This is a genomic window from Streptomyces sp. R818 (assembly GCF_056172735.1).
On sequence record NZ_JAOCNE010000016.1, the window covers coordinates 287,383 to 300,086 of the forward strand.

A 12,704-nucleotide genomic window follows, 5' to 3' on the forward strand; every position below is an offset into this window, starting at 1 on the left:
CGTCGGATGCCGTGTGCTGCCATCGTACGGCGACCATGACACCCGGGCGGGATCGGCGGGCCGGGTCCTGGGTCATTCAGTGTGGGCCAGGGCGAGGCCGGGGTAGAACTTGCGGCCGTTCGACTTGATCATGTCGGTAGGTGAGGCGAGGCCGAGCTCCTGGCGGACCCGGTTGGCGAAGACGCGGGCGGTGGCGGGGCGGATGCCCTCGCCGGCGTGGCACCAAGCGCTGTACTCGGTGTGGAGCAAGCCCTGCTCAACACGCAGTTCGCCGCTGTCCGTCGCGGCGCTGCCGCGGGTGCAGCACTCGGACAGGAAGCGGCCGATGTGGTCCTCGGTGGAGGCGTAGGCGCTGGTGGCCAGGCGGACCCGGTCGGGGCCTTCGAGGGGGTCGCGGGTGGTGAGATAGCGGCGGGCGCCTTCGATCAGCCACTGCAGGATGCCGGGACCTTCATCACGGACGAGTTCAAACGCCAGGTTGCCGATCTTGCGGTGCTCGGGGACGACCCGCTCGAAGGGCAGCAGGCGGATCCGGCGCCAGAACGCGAAGCCTCCGGTGGAGACTTCGGGGCGGTGGTTGCCCAGCAGCCACAGGTGATGGGTGGGAGTGAAGGAGAAGTAGTCCTGGCGCATACGGCGGGCCTTGATGCGGTCGCCGCCGGTCAGCAGGCGCACGCGGGCCTCGTCGAACTTGTCGTTGGGCTTGAGTTCACTGCACACCACCAGGCGCCGCCCGTGCAGCTCGGTCAGCTCGGTGGAGTGTTCGGAGAAAGCACCACGGTCCATGAGGAAGCCGGGCGGGGCGGCATCCGCGTAATCGCCGAGAATCTGAATCATGGTGTCGAGGAGAACGGACTTGCCGTTCTTTCCCTCACCGTGCAGGAACGGCAGGACCTGGGCGCCGACATCCCCTGTGATCGAGTAGCCGAGCAGCAGGTGCAGAAAGTCGATCATCTCCCGGCCCTCGGCATCCTCGCCGAAGGTATCCGCCAGAAACCTGTGCCAGCGCGGCGTCGCCATCGCCTCGGGCGCCACACTGGTGGCTCTCGAGTGGACGTCTCGGGCCGGGTCGGGCTTGCGCAGCGTCCCGGTGCGCAGGTTCACCACCCCGCCCGGGGTGCACAGCGCGTACGGGTCGCCGTCCAGCATGTCGGGGTCGATGGAAAGTTCGGGGAAGGCGCGGGCCTGGGTGAGCATCGCCTTCATCCCGGTGGTCGCCAAGGCCCGCCGTTTGTGCAGGACGAGCTCGCGTTCACCGAACAGGCCGCTGGGGTCGGTCACGGCCAGGTCCTCGGCCATGTCCCCGGCCGCATGCAGGGCGATCTTCTCTCCTGCGGTGCGCTTCCAGCGGTAACCGTCCCAGGTGAACCAGCCCAGGCCCTCGGCGTGGCGGAGCTGTTGGCCGTGGAGGCGGACGAACAGCTTGGCGTTGCCGCGGTCGGTGAGGGAAGTCGGCAGCAGCCCCTGAGGCAACGGCAGGGGCGCAGGCGCGAGGCCCTGTGCGGCCTGGATCGGCAGTAGCCCCGCCCCAGGCGCAGAGCCTGCGGCTTCAGCCTGCTGCCGGTGGATCTGCCGGGCGGCTGCCTGGACGTCGAACGGGAGGGACTCGGCACTGCTCACGCCCGCCCTCCACAGCCACGGGGGCCGCACGCCCCTGAGTGCAGTACCGCGAATCGCACGCCGTTCGTCTCCTCAACCCTCGTCCCGCCTGACGGAGCAGCCGGTCTCCTGCAGGAACCGGAGGGACCGAAGGGACTGTGTTTCCGTATCGGGCACGAGCGTAGGGCTGAGGGGAGCCCTCAGAGCGCAACTTCTGCGACGCGTCACCCATTTGTGGATGCCAGTCCCTTGAGTCCCTGCGGCGTACCAGATGGTGAGGTCAAGCCCCGTTCTGTCGCGCTGAGCGGGGTGATCGTGATGGCCGCTTCGGTCCCTTCCACAAGGGAGCGAAGCCGGGAACATGGCGCTGCAGCAGGCCGAGACCGCTCACGGCCCGTACCCGAGCGGACGGAGGGAAGGCCAGGGACTGTCCGCAAGGGACCTGCCGCCCCTTCGGTCCCTGCGTGTCGCGCCAGGTCAGGGCCTTGAGCGCGCCTGAACAGGGACTGAAGGGACTCAACTCCCCAATGATGAGCGGATCCAGCAGTGATGAGTCGGGTATGCGCGTGCGCACACGTCACGACCTCTTAGTTCACTCATCATTGCGAAGTTCGGTCCCTTCAGTCCCTGCGGCGCAAACTGTAAGTCCTTGACCTGCAGTTTCGACACGTGGGCCGCACAGGGACCGTAGGCGCCCGAGCCCCTTGCCGGCCCCTGGCAGGTGCATCAGTCCCTGGCGCCTCCACTTTGGCGGAGATGTGGCTCGCCGATGGCGTAGGGGGACGCGGGCGGCTCCTCCGACAGCCGATGTGCGGGGTGCCGGGCCGCCGTGAGGATCGCCGTATGGAACCCGTCTACGTACTCTCCGATCCCGAGCGTGAGCAACTGACCGCCGTGCTCGACTCCGTGGCCAAGAACCCGTACGAGGACTACGAGGACTTCTCCCGGGCCGTCGGCGACGTCATCGCCCGTGGTGAGGTGCCCGCCTTCTTCACCGACCTCTGCGCCCGCATCCACGCGGACCGCGCGAGCGGCGCCCGCGACGCGCACGTGCTGCGCAACTGCCCGCTGGACGCGGAGATCCCGCTGCTCGACCTCGACGACCCGGTCGCGGACAAGCACGCGAAGAAGAAGACGTTCGTCGGCGAGGCGTTCCTCGAACTCTTCGCGCAGCTGGTGAGGACCCCGCTGCTGTCCTACGCGACCCGGTTCAACGGGGACTTCTTCACCGACGTCGTCGCCATCAACCGCTACAGCGGCATGCAGACGGGCTTCAGCGACAGCGAGCTCGTCTACCACAACGACCGCACCGCCCACCCGGTCCGCGCCGACTTCATCTCGCTGCTCGGCATGCACTGCCCCGAGGGCGAGTTCATCTACACCGGGTTCGTGGACGGCCGCGACCTCCTCGCGCACCTCAGCGACGAGGAGCAGGCCGAGCTGCGGACGGCGCAGTTCGTCACGCCGTTCGACGTCTTCTCGCGGGACAACAACAAGGATCTGACGGTCTCCGACGTGCATCCGATCCTCGAGAATCATCACAGCTTCCGCTATCTCGATACCTGCACGACCGCCGCGCCCGACGCCCCCGTCGCGGCGAAGGACGCCCTGCTCGCGCTGAAGAACGCCATCGTCCGCGCGGACAAGACCCGCCACCGCATCCGCACCGGCGACCTCTTCACCTTCGCCAACCAGGACGGCCTGCACAGCCGCGACAAGATGGAGATCAACGACGCGGCCGCCGCCCGGCAGCGCTGGCTGCTCAAGACGTACGCCTTCCGCGACGAGGCGGCGGCCGAACGCCACGCGGACCGCTGGCTCGACGGGGTGCGCGGCCGCGTCGGCGACTGACACCCTTCCCCCGAATCTCCGGCCGGCGGTGCCTCCCCCGACCGCCGCCGGCCGGAACACCCCTCTACAGCCACGGCGGCAGGTCCTCGTCCAGCGCCCGACGCATGAGCAGGACCGCCTCGAGCCGGTTGCGGACGCCGAGTTTGGCCAGCGCGTGCGAGACATGGCTCTTGACCGTGGCCGCGGTGACCTTCAGGCGTTCGGCCGTCTCCTTCGTCGACAGACCCTCGGCGAGGCAGGTCAGGACCGCGCGCTCGCGTTCCGTCAGGTCGCGCAGGCGCAGGCCCGCCGAGCGGTCCGGGCGCGGCGGGCGCGGGGGCCGCTCCGGCGCCCTGTGCGCCCCCGGCCACAGGCCGATGAGCTGCGGCGAGACGACCGTGTGCCCGGCCGCCACCGCGCGGACCGCCGCGGCGAGCCGGCCGACCTCGTGATCCTTGACCAGGGCGCCCGCGCAGCCCGCCGACAACGCGGCCGCCAGCGAAGGACCCGTCCACCGGGTGTCGAGCAGCACGACCCGCGCCCCCTTGTGCAGCAGCTCCGTGACGACGGGCGCCGGACGGGGTGCGGCCAAGCCCGCAAGCACGACGACGTCGGCCTCGCTCAGCGGCCAGCGGTGCAGCGGCCGCGCGCTGTCGGCTGTGCCCGCGACCGTGATCCGGTCGGCGCCCGCGAGGGCCCCGGCCAGGACGTGTCGGGACACCGGGTCGGCGTCCGCCAGCAGGACGGACACCTCGGCCGGTTCCGGCGCGCACAGCAGGAACTGGCCGTCGTCGGCGTTGCGTACGGTCCACTCGGTCCATTCCATAGCCGCTCCATAGCCGCTCTCCTGTTGTTCCTCGCGCATAAGTGCCACGGCGGCGGCCGGGGCCGCATGGGGCCGGTCCCGGCCGCCGGCGTGGTCAGGCCGCCGCGAGCGGCTGGGCCACGAGCTCGCGGGCCAGCCGCTCCCTGAGCACGGAGATGTCCTCGCAGTCGCCGCCGGTACGTTCGGCGATGTGCGCGCGGTACAGCTCGGCCAGCTCCGCCTCGCTGACCTCGACGCGCAGTTCGCCGAGGATGTGGCGGAGCACGGCCCGGCCCGAGTGCCGGCCGATGAGGAGCGAGCGCTCGCGGCCGAAGCGGGCGGGCTCCACGTACTCGTAGGTGGCCGGGTTGCGCAGCATGCCCTGCTGGTGGATGCCGGCGGCGGTGCCGAAGGCGTACGTCCCGAAGATCGCCTTGTTGCGGGGCTCCTCCAGGCCGATGTGGCCGCGCAGCGCGGTGTACGCCTCGTACATGGCGGAGACGTCGATGTCGGTGTGCATGCCGAGGACGACGCCCTTGTACGAGAGGAGCGCGGCCAGCTCCTCCAGGGGCGTGTTGCCCGCGCGTTCGCCGATGCCGCCGAGGGTCGCCTGCACCTCGTCGGCGCCCGCCTGGAGACCGGCGACGGCGTTGGCGAGGGAGAGGCCGAAGTCGTCGTGGCAGTGGGTGGCGATCCGGATCGTGTCCGGCAGCCAGGAGCGGAACGCCGTGATGAGCGCGGCGTACTCCTGGGGCAGGTTGCAGCCGGAGGTGTCGGCGACCGCGAAGCAGGTGGCGCCCGCCTCGACGGCGCCGTCCACGATGGCGTGCAGCAGCTCCTCCTCGCCGCGGCTGGCGTCCTCGATCCCGACGGACACCTCCTCCACGCCGAGGGAGCGGGCGTGGGCGACGGTGTCGGCGACCTCCTCGACCGCCTGCGCGCGGCTGATGCCCCGCTTGTGCTTCAGGTGCATGTCGCTTCCGGTGGCCATGATCTGCACCTGGTGGCGGTCGGTGCCGCCGGCCGCCACGGCGGTGTCCACATCGGCGCGCACCGCCCGGCAGAAGGTGGTGAACCTGGCCGACGTCAGCTTTTTTGATATCAGCTCGGTGGCCTCGAACTCGCTGGGCGACGAGGCCGGAAATCCGGCCTCGATGTAATCCGCGCCGAGGGCTTCCACGCGCAGCGCCATGTCGAGTTTCTGGTGCGGGTTCATCGCGTTCGCGGGGGCTTGTTCGCCGTCCCTGAGCGTGGTGTCGAATATCGAGATCCGACGTGATTCCGCTGTGCCTGACATCGTGTCCCTTTCCTGTACGGGGCCGCTCGCGCAGCTGAACCCAGCCGAATCTAGGCGGCGTTGAGCGGGGGCAGGCGGCGCGGAGGTGGCCGGTAAGGGCCATGGCCCCGTTGGGTCCGACGCGGTCACGGAGACAGTCACGTAAGCGGTCACGGAATCGACCGGGGAATCGACCGTGGTCGCTTTCGGTGGCATGTCGCGGCCACGGCACCGTTGTGTCAGATCAACCCATTGCCCGATGGTGGAGGTGGAATGCGAAAGTTTTCCCGGAGGCGTTCGAGGCGCCGGCGTTCACATCGCCGGCTTCGATGCGCTGGAAGGCGCCGCCTCTCCTTTCCTTTCCCCGTACCGAGAGAAGGATTTCTCCCATGCGTATGTCCCGCCCCCACACCGCAGGCGCCGCCGCGAAGCTGGCCCGTCTCCTCTCCGTGTGCGCCGTCGCCGCCGCGCTGTCGGTGGGCGTGGTCGCCGCCGCGCAGTCCGCCCCGGCCGAGCGGACGCACGCGACGGCGGCGGCGAACGCCCCCGGGGACCTGATCTGGGGCTGAACGCCCCCTGAGCAAAGGGGCGTTCAGCCCTTTCAGCCCGTTCAGCCCCAAAGCGGTGCGGGCGGCGGGGCGAGCGCCCCGTCCGTCGGCCGCACCGGACCGGCACCGTCACCGTCGCCTTCGCGCAGGGTGAGGCCGGGCGTGTAGTTCACGTAGTGCGCGCCCGGCGCCGCCTGGAGCGCGGCGGCCCACGAGCGCGGCGTCGCCGGGGGCGAGCCGAGCAGCACCAGCAGGCCCAGTTGGTCGGCCTGTTCCATGAGACGCAGGGCGGTGGTGAGTCCCCCGACGGCGTCGAGGGTGAGCCGTACCCCGTCGTAGCGGGAGACCAGCGGGCCGACGTCGCGGTCGTCCCCGTACGCCGTCCTCGTGATGATCGGGAAGGGCCGGCGCAACGTGCTGAGCACCCCGGACTCGGTCTCCGGCAGGGGCTGTTCGAGCAGCCGCACCCCGTGGTCGTGCAGGACGGGCAGCATGGTGCGCAGCCGGTCCACGTCCCAGGCCCCGTCGGCGGCGGCCATCAGCCACGCGTCGGGGCGGCGCCTGCGCACCGCGGTGAGCCGGGCGAGGTCGTCCTCGACGGCGCGGGCGCCGAGCTTGACCCGCAGCGCGTCGAAGTCCGCGCTCGCATCCAACTCCGCCTTGAGAGAACTGAGTTCGCCGCGTTCGACGGTGTGGACGAGCGGCACGGACCGGGGCCGCGGCGCACCCACCAGGTCCCACACCGGCTGCCCCGTGCGCTTGGCGAGGAGATCCCACAGGGCGGTGTCGAGCGCGCTGCGCAGCGGGCCCGCCGGGAGCAGCGCGGGCAGTTCGGTGGGGCTGACCATGCGGAGCAGCGCGGGGTGCGCCCGGTCCAGTTGGCTGCGCAGGGCGGCGGGCCGGTGGGCGGCGACCCCGGGGCGCAGGGTCGCCTCGCCGTGGCCCGTGCTGCCCGCGTTGCGCGCGGTGATCCGTACGACGGACCAGGCGCCGGGCCACGACGCGGGGCGCAGCGGCCGGGCGGGCAGGATGTCGCACTCGACGCGCAGCGGTGTCCCGGTGAGGGACCGAAGCAGTGCGGGGTCGAACACGTGGGCTCCTGAGGCTGCCGGAGTGGCGGAGCCTCATCATGGCCAGTGGCCCGGCGCCGTCGCCAGGAGCCGGGCACGGCACCGTGCGGCGTGTCCGGTTGCGGTCAGCGCGGAGCCGACTCGGGCATTGCGCGGTCGACACGGGCAGCGCAGGGTCGATTCGGGCAGGCAGCGGGCAACACGGTCAGCGCGGCCCGTCGGACGTGCCCTGGTCGCCCGGGTCGCCTTGGTCGAGCAGCCCCATCTTCGCCGCGGTGATACCGGCCTGGAACCGGCTCTCCACACCGAGACGCGCCATGAGATCGGCCATGACCCGGCGCAGCGTCCGTACGGACACGCCGAGTTCGCGGGCTATCGCCTCGTCCTTGCGGCCGGTGGACATCAGGCGCAGGACCCACAGCTGCTGGGAGGTGAGCCCGGCCTCGGGGGTGGACTCGGCGGCGCTGAGCGGGGCGGCGGAGGCCCAGCACATCTCGAACACCTTGACCAGCAGGGCGGTGACGGCCTCGCCGCGCAGCACCATCATCGCGTTCCTGGAGTTGGTGTGCAGGGCGGGCACCAGCGCCTGGACGCGGTCGACGAGGATGAACCGGAACGGGACGACGTGGGCGATGCGCACCCGCGCCCCCGCCGCCTGCAACTCCTGCAGATGGTTCATCGAGTGGATGATGCGGGTCATCGGCCGCAGGTGGATGCTGCGCATGGTGACCCCGCGATCGAGGACGCGCCGGTCGCGCCGCAGCCCCTCGGCCAGGGCCTCCGGCGCCATCACTGGCCCGGGGTGCATGCTCAGGATCTCGGAGGTCGCGATGTCGGCGGTGTCGCCGAGGACGCGGGCGATCCGGTCGGGGTCGGTGACGACCTCACTGTCGAGACCGCTGCTGCGCGCCGCGTGCAGCGGCAGGAACGCCTCGCGCATCGCGTCGATCTGCTGACGGGTGGAGCGGATCTCCTCGGTCAGCCGGGCCGCTGCCGTCTCCTGCGAGGTGAGCAGGCGGAGCAGGGCGGCCTCGGGCGCGGTGGCCCGTGCGCTGGGCTCGCCGTCGGCGCTGTCGTCCGCGGCCTCGATGAGCAGGCCGAGGCGGATCAGTTCCTGCCGGGCCGGCTCCAGCTCGGCCGCGGTGGCGTCGAGTTGTTCGCAGGCACTGCGCAGGGACCAGTTGCTGCGTGTCGAGGCGTACTCGAACAGCCGCAGGGCCTGGGGTCCAAGGGTCGGCACGCTCATGGCGTCCGCCGCCTTTCCGCGCCGGGTCCGGGCGCGTCGTCGCCGGGTGTGGGGGATCCGTCCTGGCTCATCGGACGAGGCCTCAGCGAATGAGGCTTCAGCGGATGAGGTCTCTTCGGGCGAGGTCTCTTCGGGCGAGGTCTCATCGGGTGTGGTCCAGGAGGTCCCAGAGCCCGTTGAGCCGCGTGCGGCGGTCGGAGCCCGACCGGTCGCCCGCGAAGACGGTGGTGATGAGCAGGTCGGTGAAGGTACGGGCGGGCAGGGCCGCCGTGAGGTGCCCGTCGTCCTCCGCCTGTTGCGCCAGTACGGCGACGTGGGCGGTGACGGCGGCGAGCAGGTCCCGCTCCCCCGGCTCCGGCCGCCGGTCGGCGGCGAACCGGGCGGCGGCGCGGACGTGCGGGTCGCGTTCCATGCAGCGCACCAGCCGTTCAGCCAGCGCCCGGAGCCGTCCGAGCGGGTCGGGACGGGTCGCGGCCACGTCCGCGCGGAGGGTCTCCCAGCGGTGCAGAGCCTCGTCGCGGACGGCTGCGGCCAGCTCCTGCTTGGACGGGAAGTGCCCGTACAGGGCGCCCTTGGTCATGCCGATCCGGTCGACCACGTCGGCCAGCCGCGCCCCGGAGTAGCCGAGCCTGGCGAACTCCTGGGCCGCGGCGCGCAGGAGCCGGCGACGGGTGCGCTGGGCCCGGAGCTGGCTCATCGCGGGCCTCCCGCCGCCGTGTCCGCTGTGCCGCCCCGGCACGGTGAATGCTGCATGAGAACAAAATACCCTCCCGAAGGTATTTTTTCTGCGGATGGATCTGGCCCACAGCGGCCACGGGGGCCCTGCGGGCCGGAACCGGGTCAAATGGGGCGCCGGAACGGGGAGCTGAGCCGCCCGGAGCGGGGTCGGCACTGGTCGCCGGAACCGGATCGGCGCGGGGTCGCAGCCGACGCCGGTCCCAGGTCCGAGCCGGGTTGGATCCGGGCTGGAACCAGGCACCGGGCCTCGCCGGATCCGGGCGCCGGAGCCGGGTCGGAGCTGGTTCGGAGCCGGTTCGGGGACACCAGAACAGGATCCGAGCCGAGACGCCATCGCGTGCCGGACCCGATCCGAGCCGAGCCGGAACCCGGTCGGAGCCGGACGCCGGACCGGATCAGAGCTGGCCGGAGCCGGGTCAGAGCCGGGTGCCCGGACCGGATCGGAGTCGGGCCGGAACCGGGCCTGGCCGGAACCGGATTGGCACCGGATCAGAGCCGGGCCGGGACCTGTCCTGGCCCGGTCAGCCGACCGGTACTGCCTCGGCGGCCCCCCATCGCGAACCCGGAGCCTGTTCCAGGAACCGCCAGCCGTGCGCCAGCCCGTGATCGGTGAGCACCGGGTCATCGCCGACCACAACCGCGTGGCCGACCAGGCTCAGCATCGACAGGTCGGTGCTGTGGTCCCCGTAGGCGTGACAGTCCTCGGCCCGGGCCCCGAGGCGCCGCAGCAGCGCGGTCACCGCCTCCTTCTTGGCGTCGCCGATCATGGACCGGGTCACGTCGCCGGTGAGCCGGCCGTCCGCGTCGGTCACCTGCTCGGTGGCCAGGACGTGGTGGGCCCCGAGGTCGTCGGCGACGGGCTGGACGAGCAGCCGGCCCGCGCCGGTGACCAGGGCGATCTCATCACCGTACGCACGATGCTCGTGCAGGCGGCGCAGCGTGCCCGGCAGATAGGCGCGGGGGCCGCGCCGGTAGCGGGCGTACCAGCGACGGGCGGACTCCTCGAACACGGCGCGGTGGACGCCCGCGAAGTGCGCGAAGTAGGCGCGGTTCAGCGCCGCCCGGTCGGCCCCGCTGGTGCGCAGGTCGCCCGGTACCCGCCCCTCCCGGGCGAGCTGGTCGCTCCAGTGGTGCCAGAAACTGACCATGCTCTTCTCGGCGAGGAGTGTCTCGTCCACGTCGAAGAACGCCACGCGGCGCGTCATCGGACTCCCTCGGTGTCCGCCGCGTGCGCGGCGAGCCGGGCCTGGGCGTAGGCGGCGGCGGCCTTCTCGGGGTCGAGCGTGCCGTGGGCGCGCGCGGTGGTGATGTCCCGCCAGGCCCGCTGCAACGGGTTGGTGTCGTCGAGGGCCCGCGCGCCGGCCGCGTGCAGCATCTCGTCGGCGGCGGTGCCGCACAGCTCGACCGCCGCGGCGACGTCGCGCTGGTTCTCGGCGACGAGGAGCGGCGTGATCGGCGCGGCGTCGGCGCGCTGCGCGGCCCGCTCCAGGAGCAGCCGGGCCGACTGGATCCGCGCCGACGCCGTGGCGAGAACCCGTTGCTGCGCGGGCTGTTGGGCGGCGGTACTGCCGTCGGGCCGGGGCCGCAGGCACTGCTGGTTCCACCAGTGGCGCAGGGTCCCCTCGGCAGCGCCGAGCACGGGCGCGGCGAAGATCAACCCGGCGACCAGCGGGAACGGCACCGTGTGGCAGCGCGCCGCGTGCGGCTTGGCGCGGGCGAGGTCGCGGACGGTGAAGGAGAGGTGCGCGGGGACGAACACCTCGGCCTCGACCGTGTTGCTGCCGGTGCCGCGCATGCCGATGGGGTGCCAGGTGTCACGCACCTTGACGTCCGGGCGCGGGACGGCGAAAACACGGTTCTCCCGCGCCGGACCGGCCGAGCCCACCGGACCCACCGGACCCGCCGGACCCACCGAGCCCGACGGACCCACCGGACCCACCGGACCTGCCGAGCCCGCCGGACCTGCCGAGCCCGCCGGACCCGCCGCGCGCCCCGCGCCCCGCGTCCCCACCACAGGCTCGGCCAGCGAGGCCAGCAGCACCCAGTCCGCCTGGTCGACGCCGCTGGCCATGGTCCACTCGCCGGTGATCCGCCAGCCGCCGTCGACCCGCTCGGCCTTGCCCTGCGGCGGTACGACGGAGGCGGCCACGCACACGTCGGGGCTGCGGCCCCACAGGGCGCGCTGCCCCTCCTCGGGCAGGTAGGAGGCGAGGCGGCCGTGCGCGGCGTACAGGGCGCCGCACCACGCGGTGGACGCGCAGGTCTCCGCCACGCTGGAGACCGCGTCGAGCAGCGCGGTGAACGTCCCCGCGCAGCCGCCTAAGTGCTCGGGCACGAAGTGGCGGGCGAAGCCGTCGGCGACCAGGGCGTCGGCGACCCGGTCGGTCAGCCGGCGCCCCTCGTCGAGCAGGGCCCGGTCCTCGCGGGCGGCGGTCAGCGTACGGTGCAGGTCGCTCAGCATGCGGCGGCTCCCGCCAGGACGGGTGCCGGGCCGGTCTCGTCGGCACATGCGGCGGCTCCCGCCAGGACGGGCGCCAGGACGGGCGCCGGGCCGGTTCCGTCGGCGCATCCGGCCACGCGGGCCGAGGCCAGCGGCCCGGTCCCCTGACGGGCGACGAGCTGGAACGCGTCGTCCCCGACGGGCTCGGCGACGATCTCGACCGCGAGGCCGAGCTGGCCGAACGCGTGGAAGGAGACGTCCAGCTGACGGATGGTCCGGTCGGCGTGGACGTTGGTGTCGGCGTAGGCGTCAGCGTTGGTGTCGGCGTAGGCGTCAGCGTTGGCGTCGGCGTATGCGTCGGTGTCGGCGTAGGCGTCGACGGAGCGCTCGGACGTCAGGGCGAGAACGGCCTGCCGGAACGCCTCGACGATGACCATGCCGGGGGTGTGGTCGCTGGCGTGGTCGAACAGGGCGGGGTGCCCGGTGTCCATGCGCAGCCACCAGCGGCCCGGCGCGGCGGGGGCCTCGGCGAGCAGCACGGCGTCGGCCCGGTCCCGGCCGACGAGCGCGGCGGGCAGGGCGCGCAGCGCGGCCGGGGCCGGCACGGCGGAGGGGTCGTACTCCGGGGAGCCGCCCCTGCTGCGGATGACGGCGTACTGGCGGGGCGCGAACGCGTCCCACTTCATGGTCGCCCGCCCGACGCGGCGGCCGCCGATCACCAGCCACGCCGCGGACTCCATCCGGAACCGTCGGGTGTTGCCCGGCTCGCGCATGACCTGGATGTCGAGCACGGCGTCGTCGCCCGCCCCGCTGTCGCGCACCGGCTCGGTCAGCCGGAAGTCGAAGCGGTGCAGGACGAACGCGTAGTCGGCGGGGACGTCGTGGTAGCGGTGTGAGAGGTAGATGCCCGCCTGGCGCATCGTTTCTGCGACGATCAGGGAGTCCCTGCCGCCGTCGGCGCGGCGGTGGTGGAGCAGGTGCTCTTCGGGCCAGCGCAGCCGTACGGCGAACCGGTCCGCGGTGATCCGGGCGGCGGACCTCAGCAGCACTTCGTCGTCCGCGGTCTTGTGGACCATCATCCGTGGGACGTGAACCTCGGTGGAACCATTGGGGTGCGGAACGGAACCGAGTCGGATGGCAAGGTCTTGCACG

General features: G+C 72.4%; 11 protein-coding genes. 2 read left to right on the top strand and 9 right to left on the bottom strand.

The annotated features are described in order from the left end of the window. Window positions 1-72: 72 nt before the first annotated feature. Complete coding sequence (locus N5I75_RS39745) at window positions 73-1,620, bottom strand: DNA primase family protein (protein WP_476685350.1); 1,548 nt, start codon at window positions 1,618-1,620, stop codon at window positions 73-75. A gap of 822 nt (window positions 1,621-2,442) precedes the next feature. Here N5I75_RS39745 and N5I75_RS39750 point away from each other — a divergent pair. Next, entirely contained in the window at window positions 2,443-3,450 is a 1,008-nt protein-coding gene (locus tag N5I75_RS39750) for a TauD/TfdA family dioxygenase (RefSeq protein ID WP_476685351.1), read from the top strand. A gap of 64 nt (window positions 3,451-3,514) precedes the next feature. Here the strand turns inward: N5I75_RS39750 and N5I75_RS39755 are convergent, their stop codons facing one another. Both N5I75_RS39755 and N5I75_RS39760 read right to left on the bottom strand, forming a co-directional pair. Continuing rightward, window positions 3,515-4,255 carry a response regulator transcription factor gene (locus N5I75_RS39755; RefSeq protein ID WP_476685352.1) on the bottom strand — a complete coding sequence of 247 codons (741 nt, stop codon included), beginning with the start codon at window positions 4,253-4,255 and terminating at the stop codon, window positions 3,515-3,517. A 94-nt stretch (window positions 4,256-4,349) separates the two neighbouring features. Next, a complete protein-coding gene (locus tag N5I75_RS39760; RefSeq protein ID WP_476685353.1) occupies window positions 4,350-5,531 on the bottom strand; it encodes a LeuA family protein in 1,182 nt (393 codons plus the stop codon). Between the two features lie 368 nt (window positions 5,532-5,899). Between N5I75_RS39760 and N5I75_RS39765 the strand changes: the two genes are divergently transcribed. After that, on the top strand, window positions 5,900-6,079 hold the full coding sequence (locus N5I75_RS39765) for a hypothetical protein (protein ID WP_476685354.1): 180 nt from the start codon (window positions 5,900-5,902) through the stop codon (window positions 6,077-6,079). A 41-nt stretch (window positions 6,080-6,120) separates the two neighbouring features. On the opposite strand, the gene N5I75_RS39770 is transcribed toward N5I75_RS39765, so the two are convergent. The 6 genes from N5I75_RS39770 to N5I75_RS39795 all read right to left on the bottom strand — a co-directional run bounded on the left by N5I75_RS39770 (window position 6,121) and on the right by N5I75_RS39795 (window position 12,631). Further along, window positions 6,121-7,149 carry an enolase C-terminal domain-like protein gene (locus N5I75_RS39770; RefSeq protein WP_476685356.1) on the bottom strand — a complete coding sequence of 343 codons (1,029 nt, stop codon included), beginning with the start codon at window positions 7,147-7,149 and terminating at the stop codon, window positions 6,121-6,123. A gap of 184 nt (window positions 7,150-7,333) precedes the next feature. Then, window positions 7,334-8,374: a helix-turn-helix transcriptional regulator gene (locus N5I75_RS39775; RefSeq protein WP_476685358.1), complete on the bottom strand. Its 1,041-nt coding sequence runs from the start codon at window positions 8,372-8,374 to the stop codon at window positions 7,334-7,336. A gap of 142 nt (window positions 8,375-8,516) precedes the next feature. Further along, complete coding sequence (locus N5I75_RS39780; protein WP_476685359.1) at window positions 8,517-9,071, bottom strand: TetR family transcriptional regulator; 555 nt, start codon at window positions 9,069-9,071, stop codon at window positions 8,517-8,519. 562 nt (window positions 9,072-9,633) lie between these two features. Further along, window positions 9,634-10,317 carry an HAD family hydrolase gene (locus tag N5I75_RS39785; protein WP_476685360.1) on the bottom strand — a complete coding sequence of 228 codons (684 nt, stop codon included), beginning with the start codon at window positions 10,315-10,317 and terminating at the stop codon, window positions 9,634-9,636. Next, window positions 10,314-11,573, bottom strand: coding sequence for an acyl-CoA dehydrogenase family protein (locus N5I75_RS39790; protein WP_476685362.1), 1,260 nt, complete (start codon window positions 11,571-11,573; stop codon window positions 10,314-10,316). The genes N5I75_RS39785 and N5I75_RS39790 overlap by 4 nt, the downstream gene beginning before the upstream one ends. Continuing rightward, window positions 11,567-12,631 (bottom strand): ScbA/BarX family gamma-butyrolactone biosynthesis protein, encoded by a 1,065-nt coding sequence (locus N5I75_RS39795; RefSeq protein WP_476685363.1) that lies wholly within the window; start codon window positions 12,629-12,631, stop codon window positions 11,567-11,569. The genes N5I75_RS39790 and N5I75_RS39795 overlap by 7 nt, the downstream gene beginning before the upstream one ends. Between the last annotated feature and the right edge of the window lie 73 nt (window positions 12,632-12,704).

Coding starts and splice junctions, on each gene's coding strand:
- N5I75_RS39750 (WP_476685351.1), top strand. CDS start 2,443: ATGGAACCCGTCTACGTACTCTCCGATCCCGAGCGTGAGCAACTGACC.
- N5I75_RS39755 (WP_476685352.1), bottom strand. CDS start 4,255: ATGGAATGGACCGAGTGGACCGTACGCAACGCCGACGACGGCCAGTTC.
- N5I75_RS39760 (WP_476685353.1), bottom strand. CDS start 5,531: ATGTCAGGCACAGCGGAATCACGTCGGATCTCGATATTCGACACCACG.
- N5I75_RS39765 (WP_476685354.1), top strand. CDS start 5,900: ATGCGTATGTCCCGCCCCCACACCGCAGGCGCCGCCGCGAAGCTGGCC.
- N5I75_RS39775 (WP_476685358.1), bottom strand. CDS start 8,374: ATGAGCGTGCCGACCCTTGGACCCCAGGCCCTGCGGCTGTTCGAGTAC.
- N5I75_RS39780 (WP_476685359.1), bottom strand. CDS start 9,071: ATGAGCCAGCTCCGGGCCCAGCGCACCCGTCGCCGGCTCCTGCGCGCC.
- N5I75_RS39785 (WP_476685360.1), bottom strand. CDS start 10,317: ATGACGCGCCGCGTGGCGTTCTTCGACGTGGACGAGACACTCCTCGCC.
- N5I75_RS39790 (WP_476685362.1), bottom strand. CDS start 11,573: ATGCTGAGCGACCTGCACCGTACGCTGACCGCCGCCCGCGAGGACCGG.
- N5I75_RS39795 (WP_476685363.1), bottom strand. CDS start 12,631: ATGATGGTCCACAAGACCGCGGACGACGAAGTGCTGCTGAGGTCCGCC.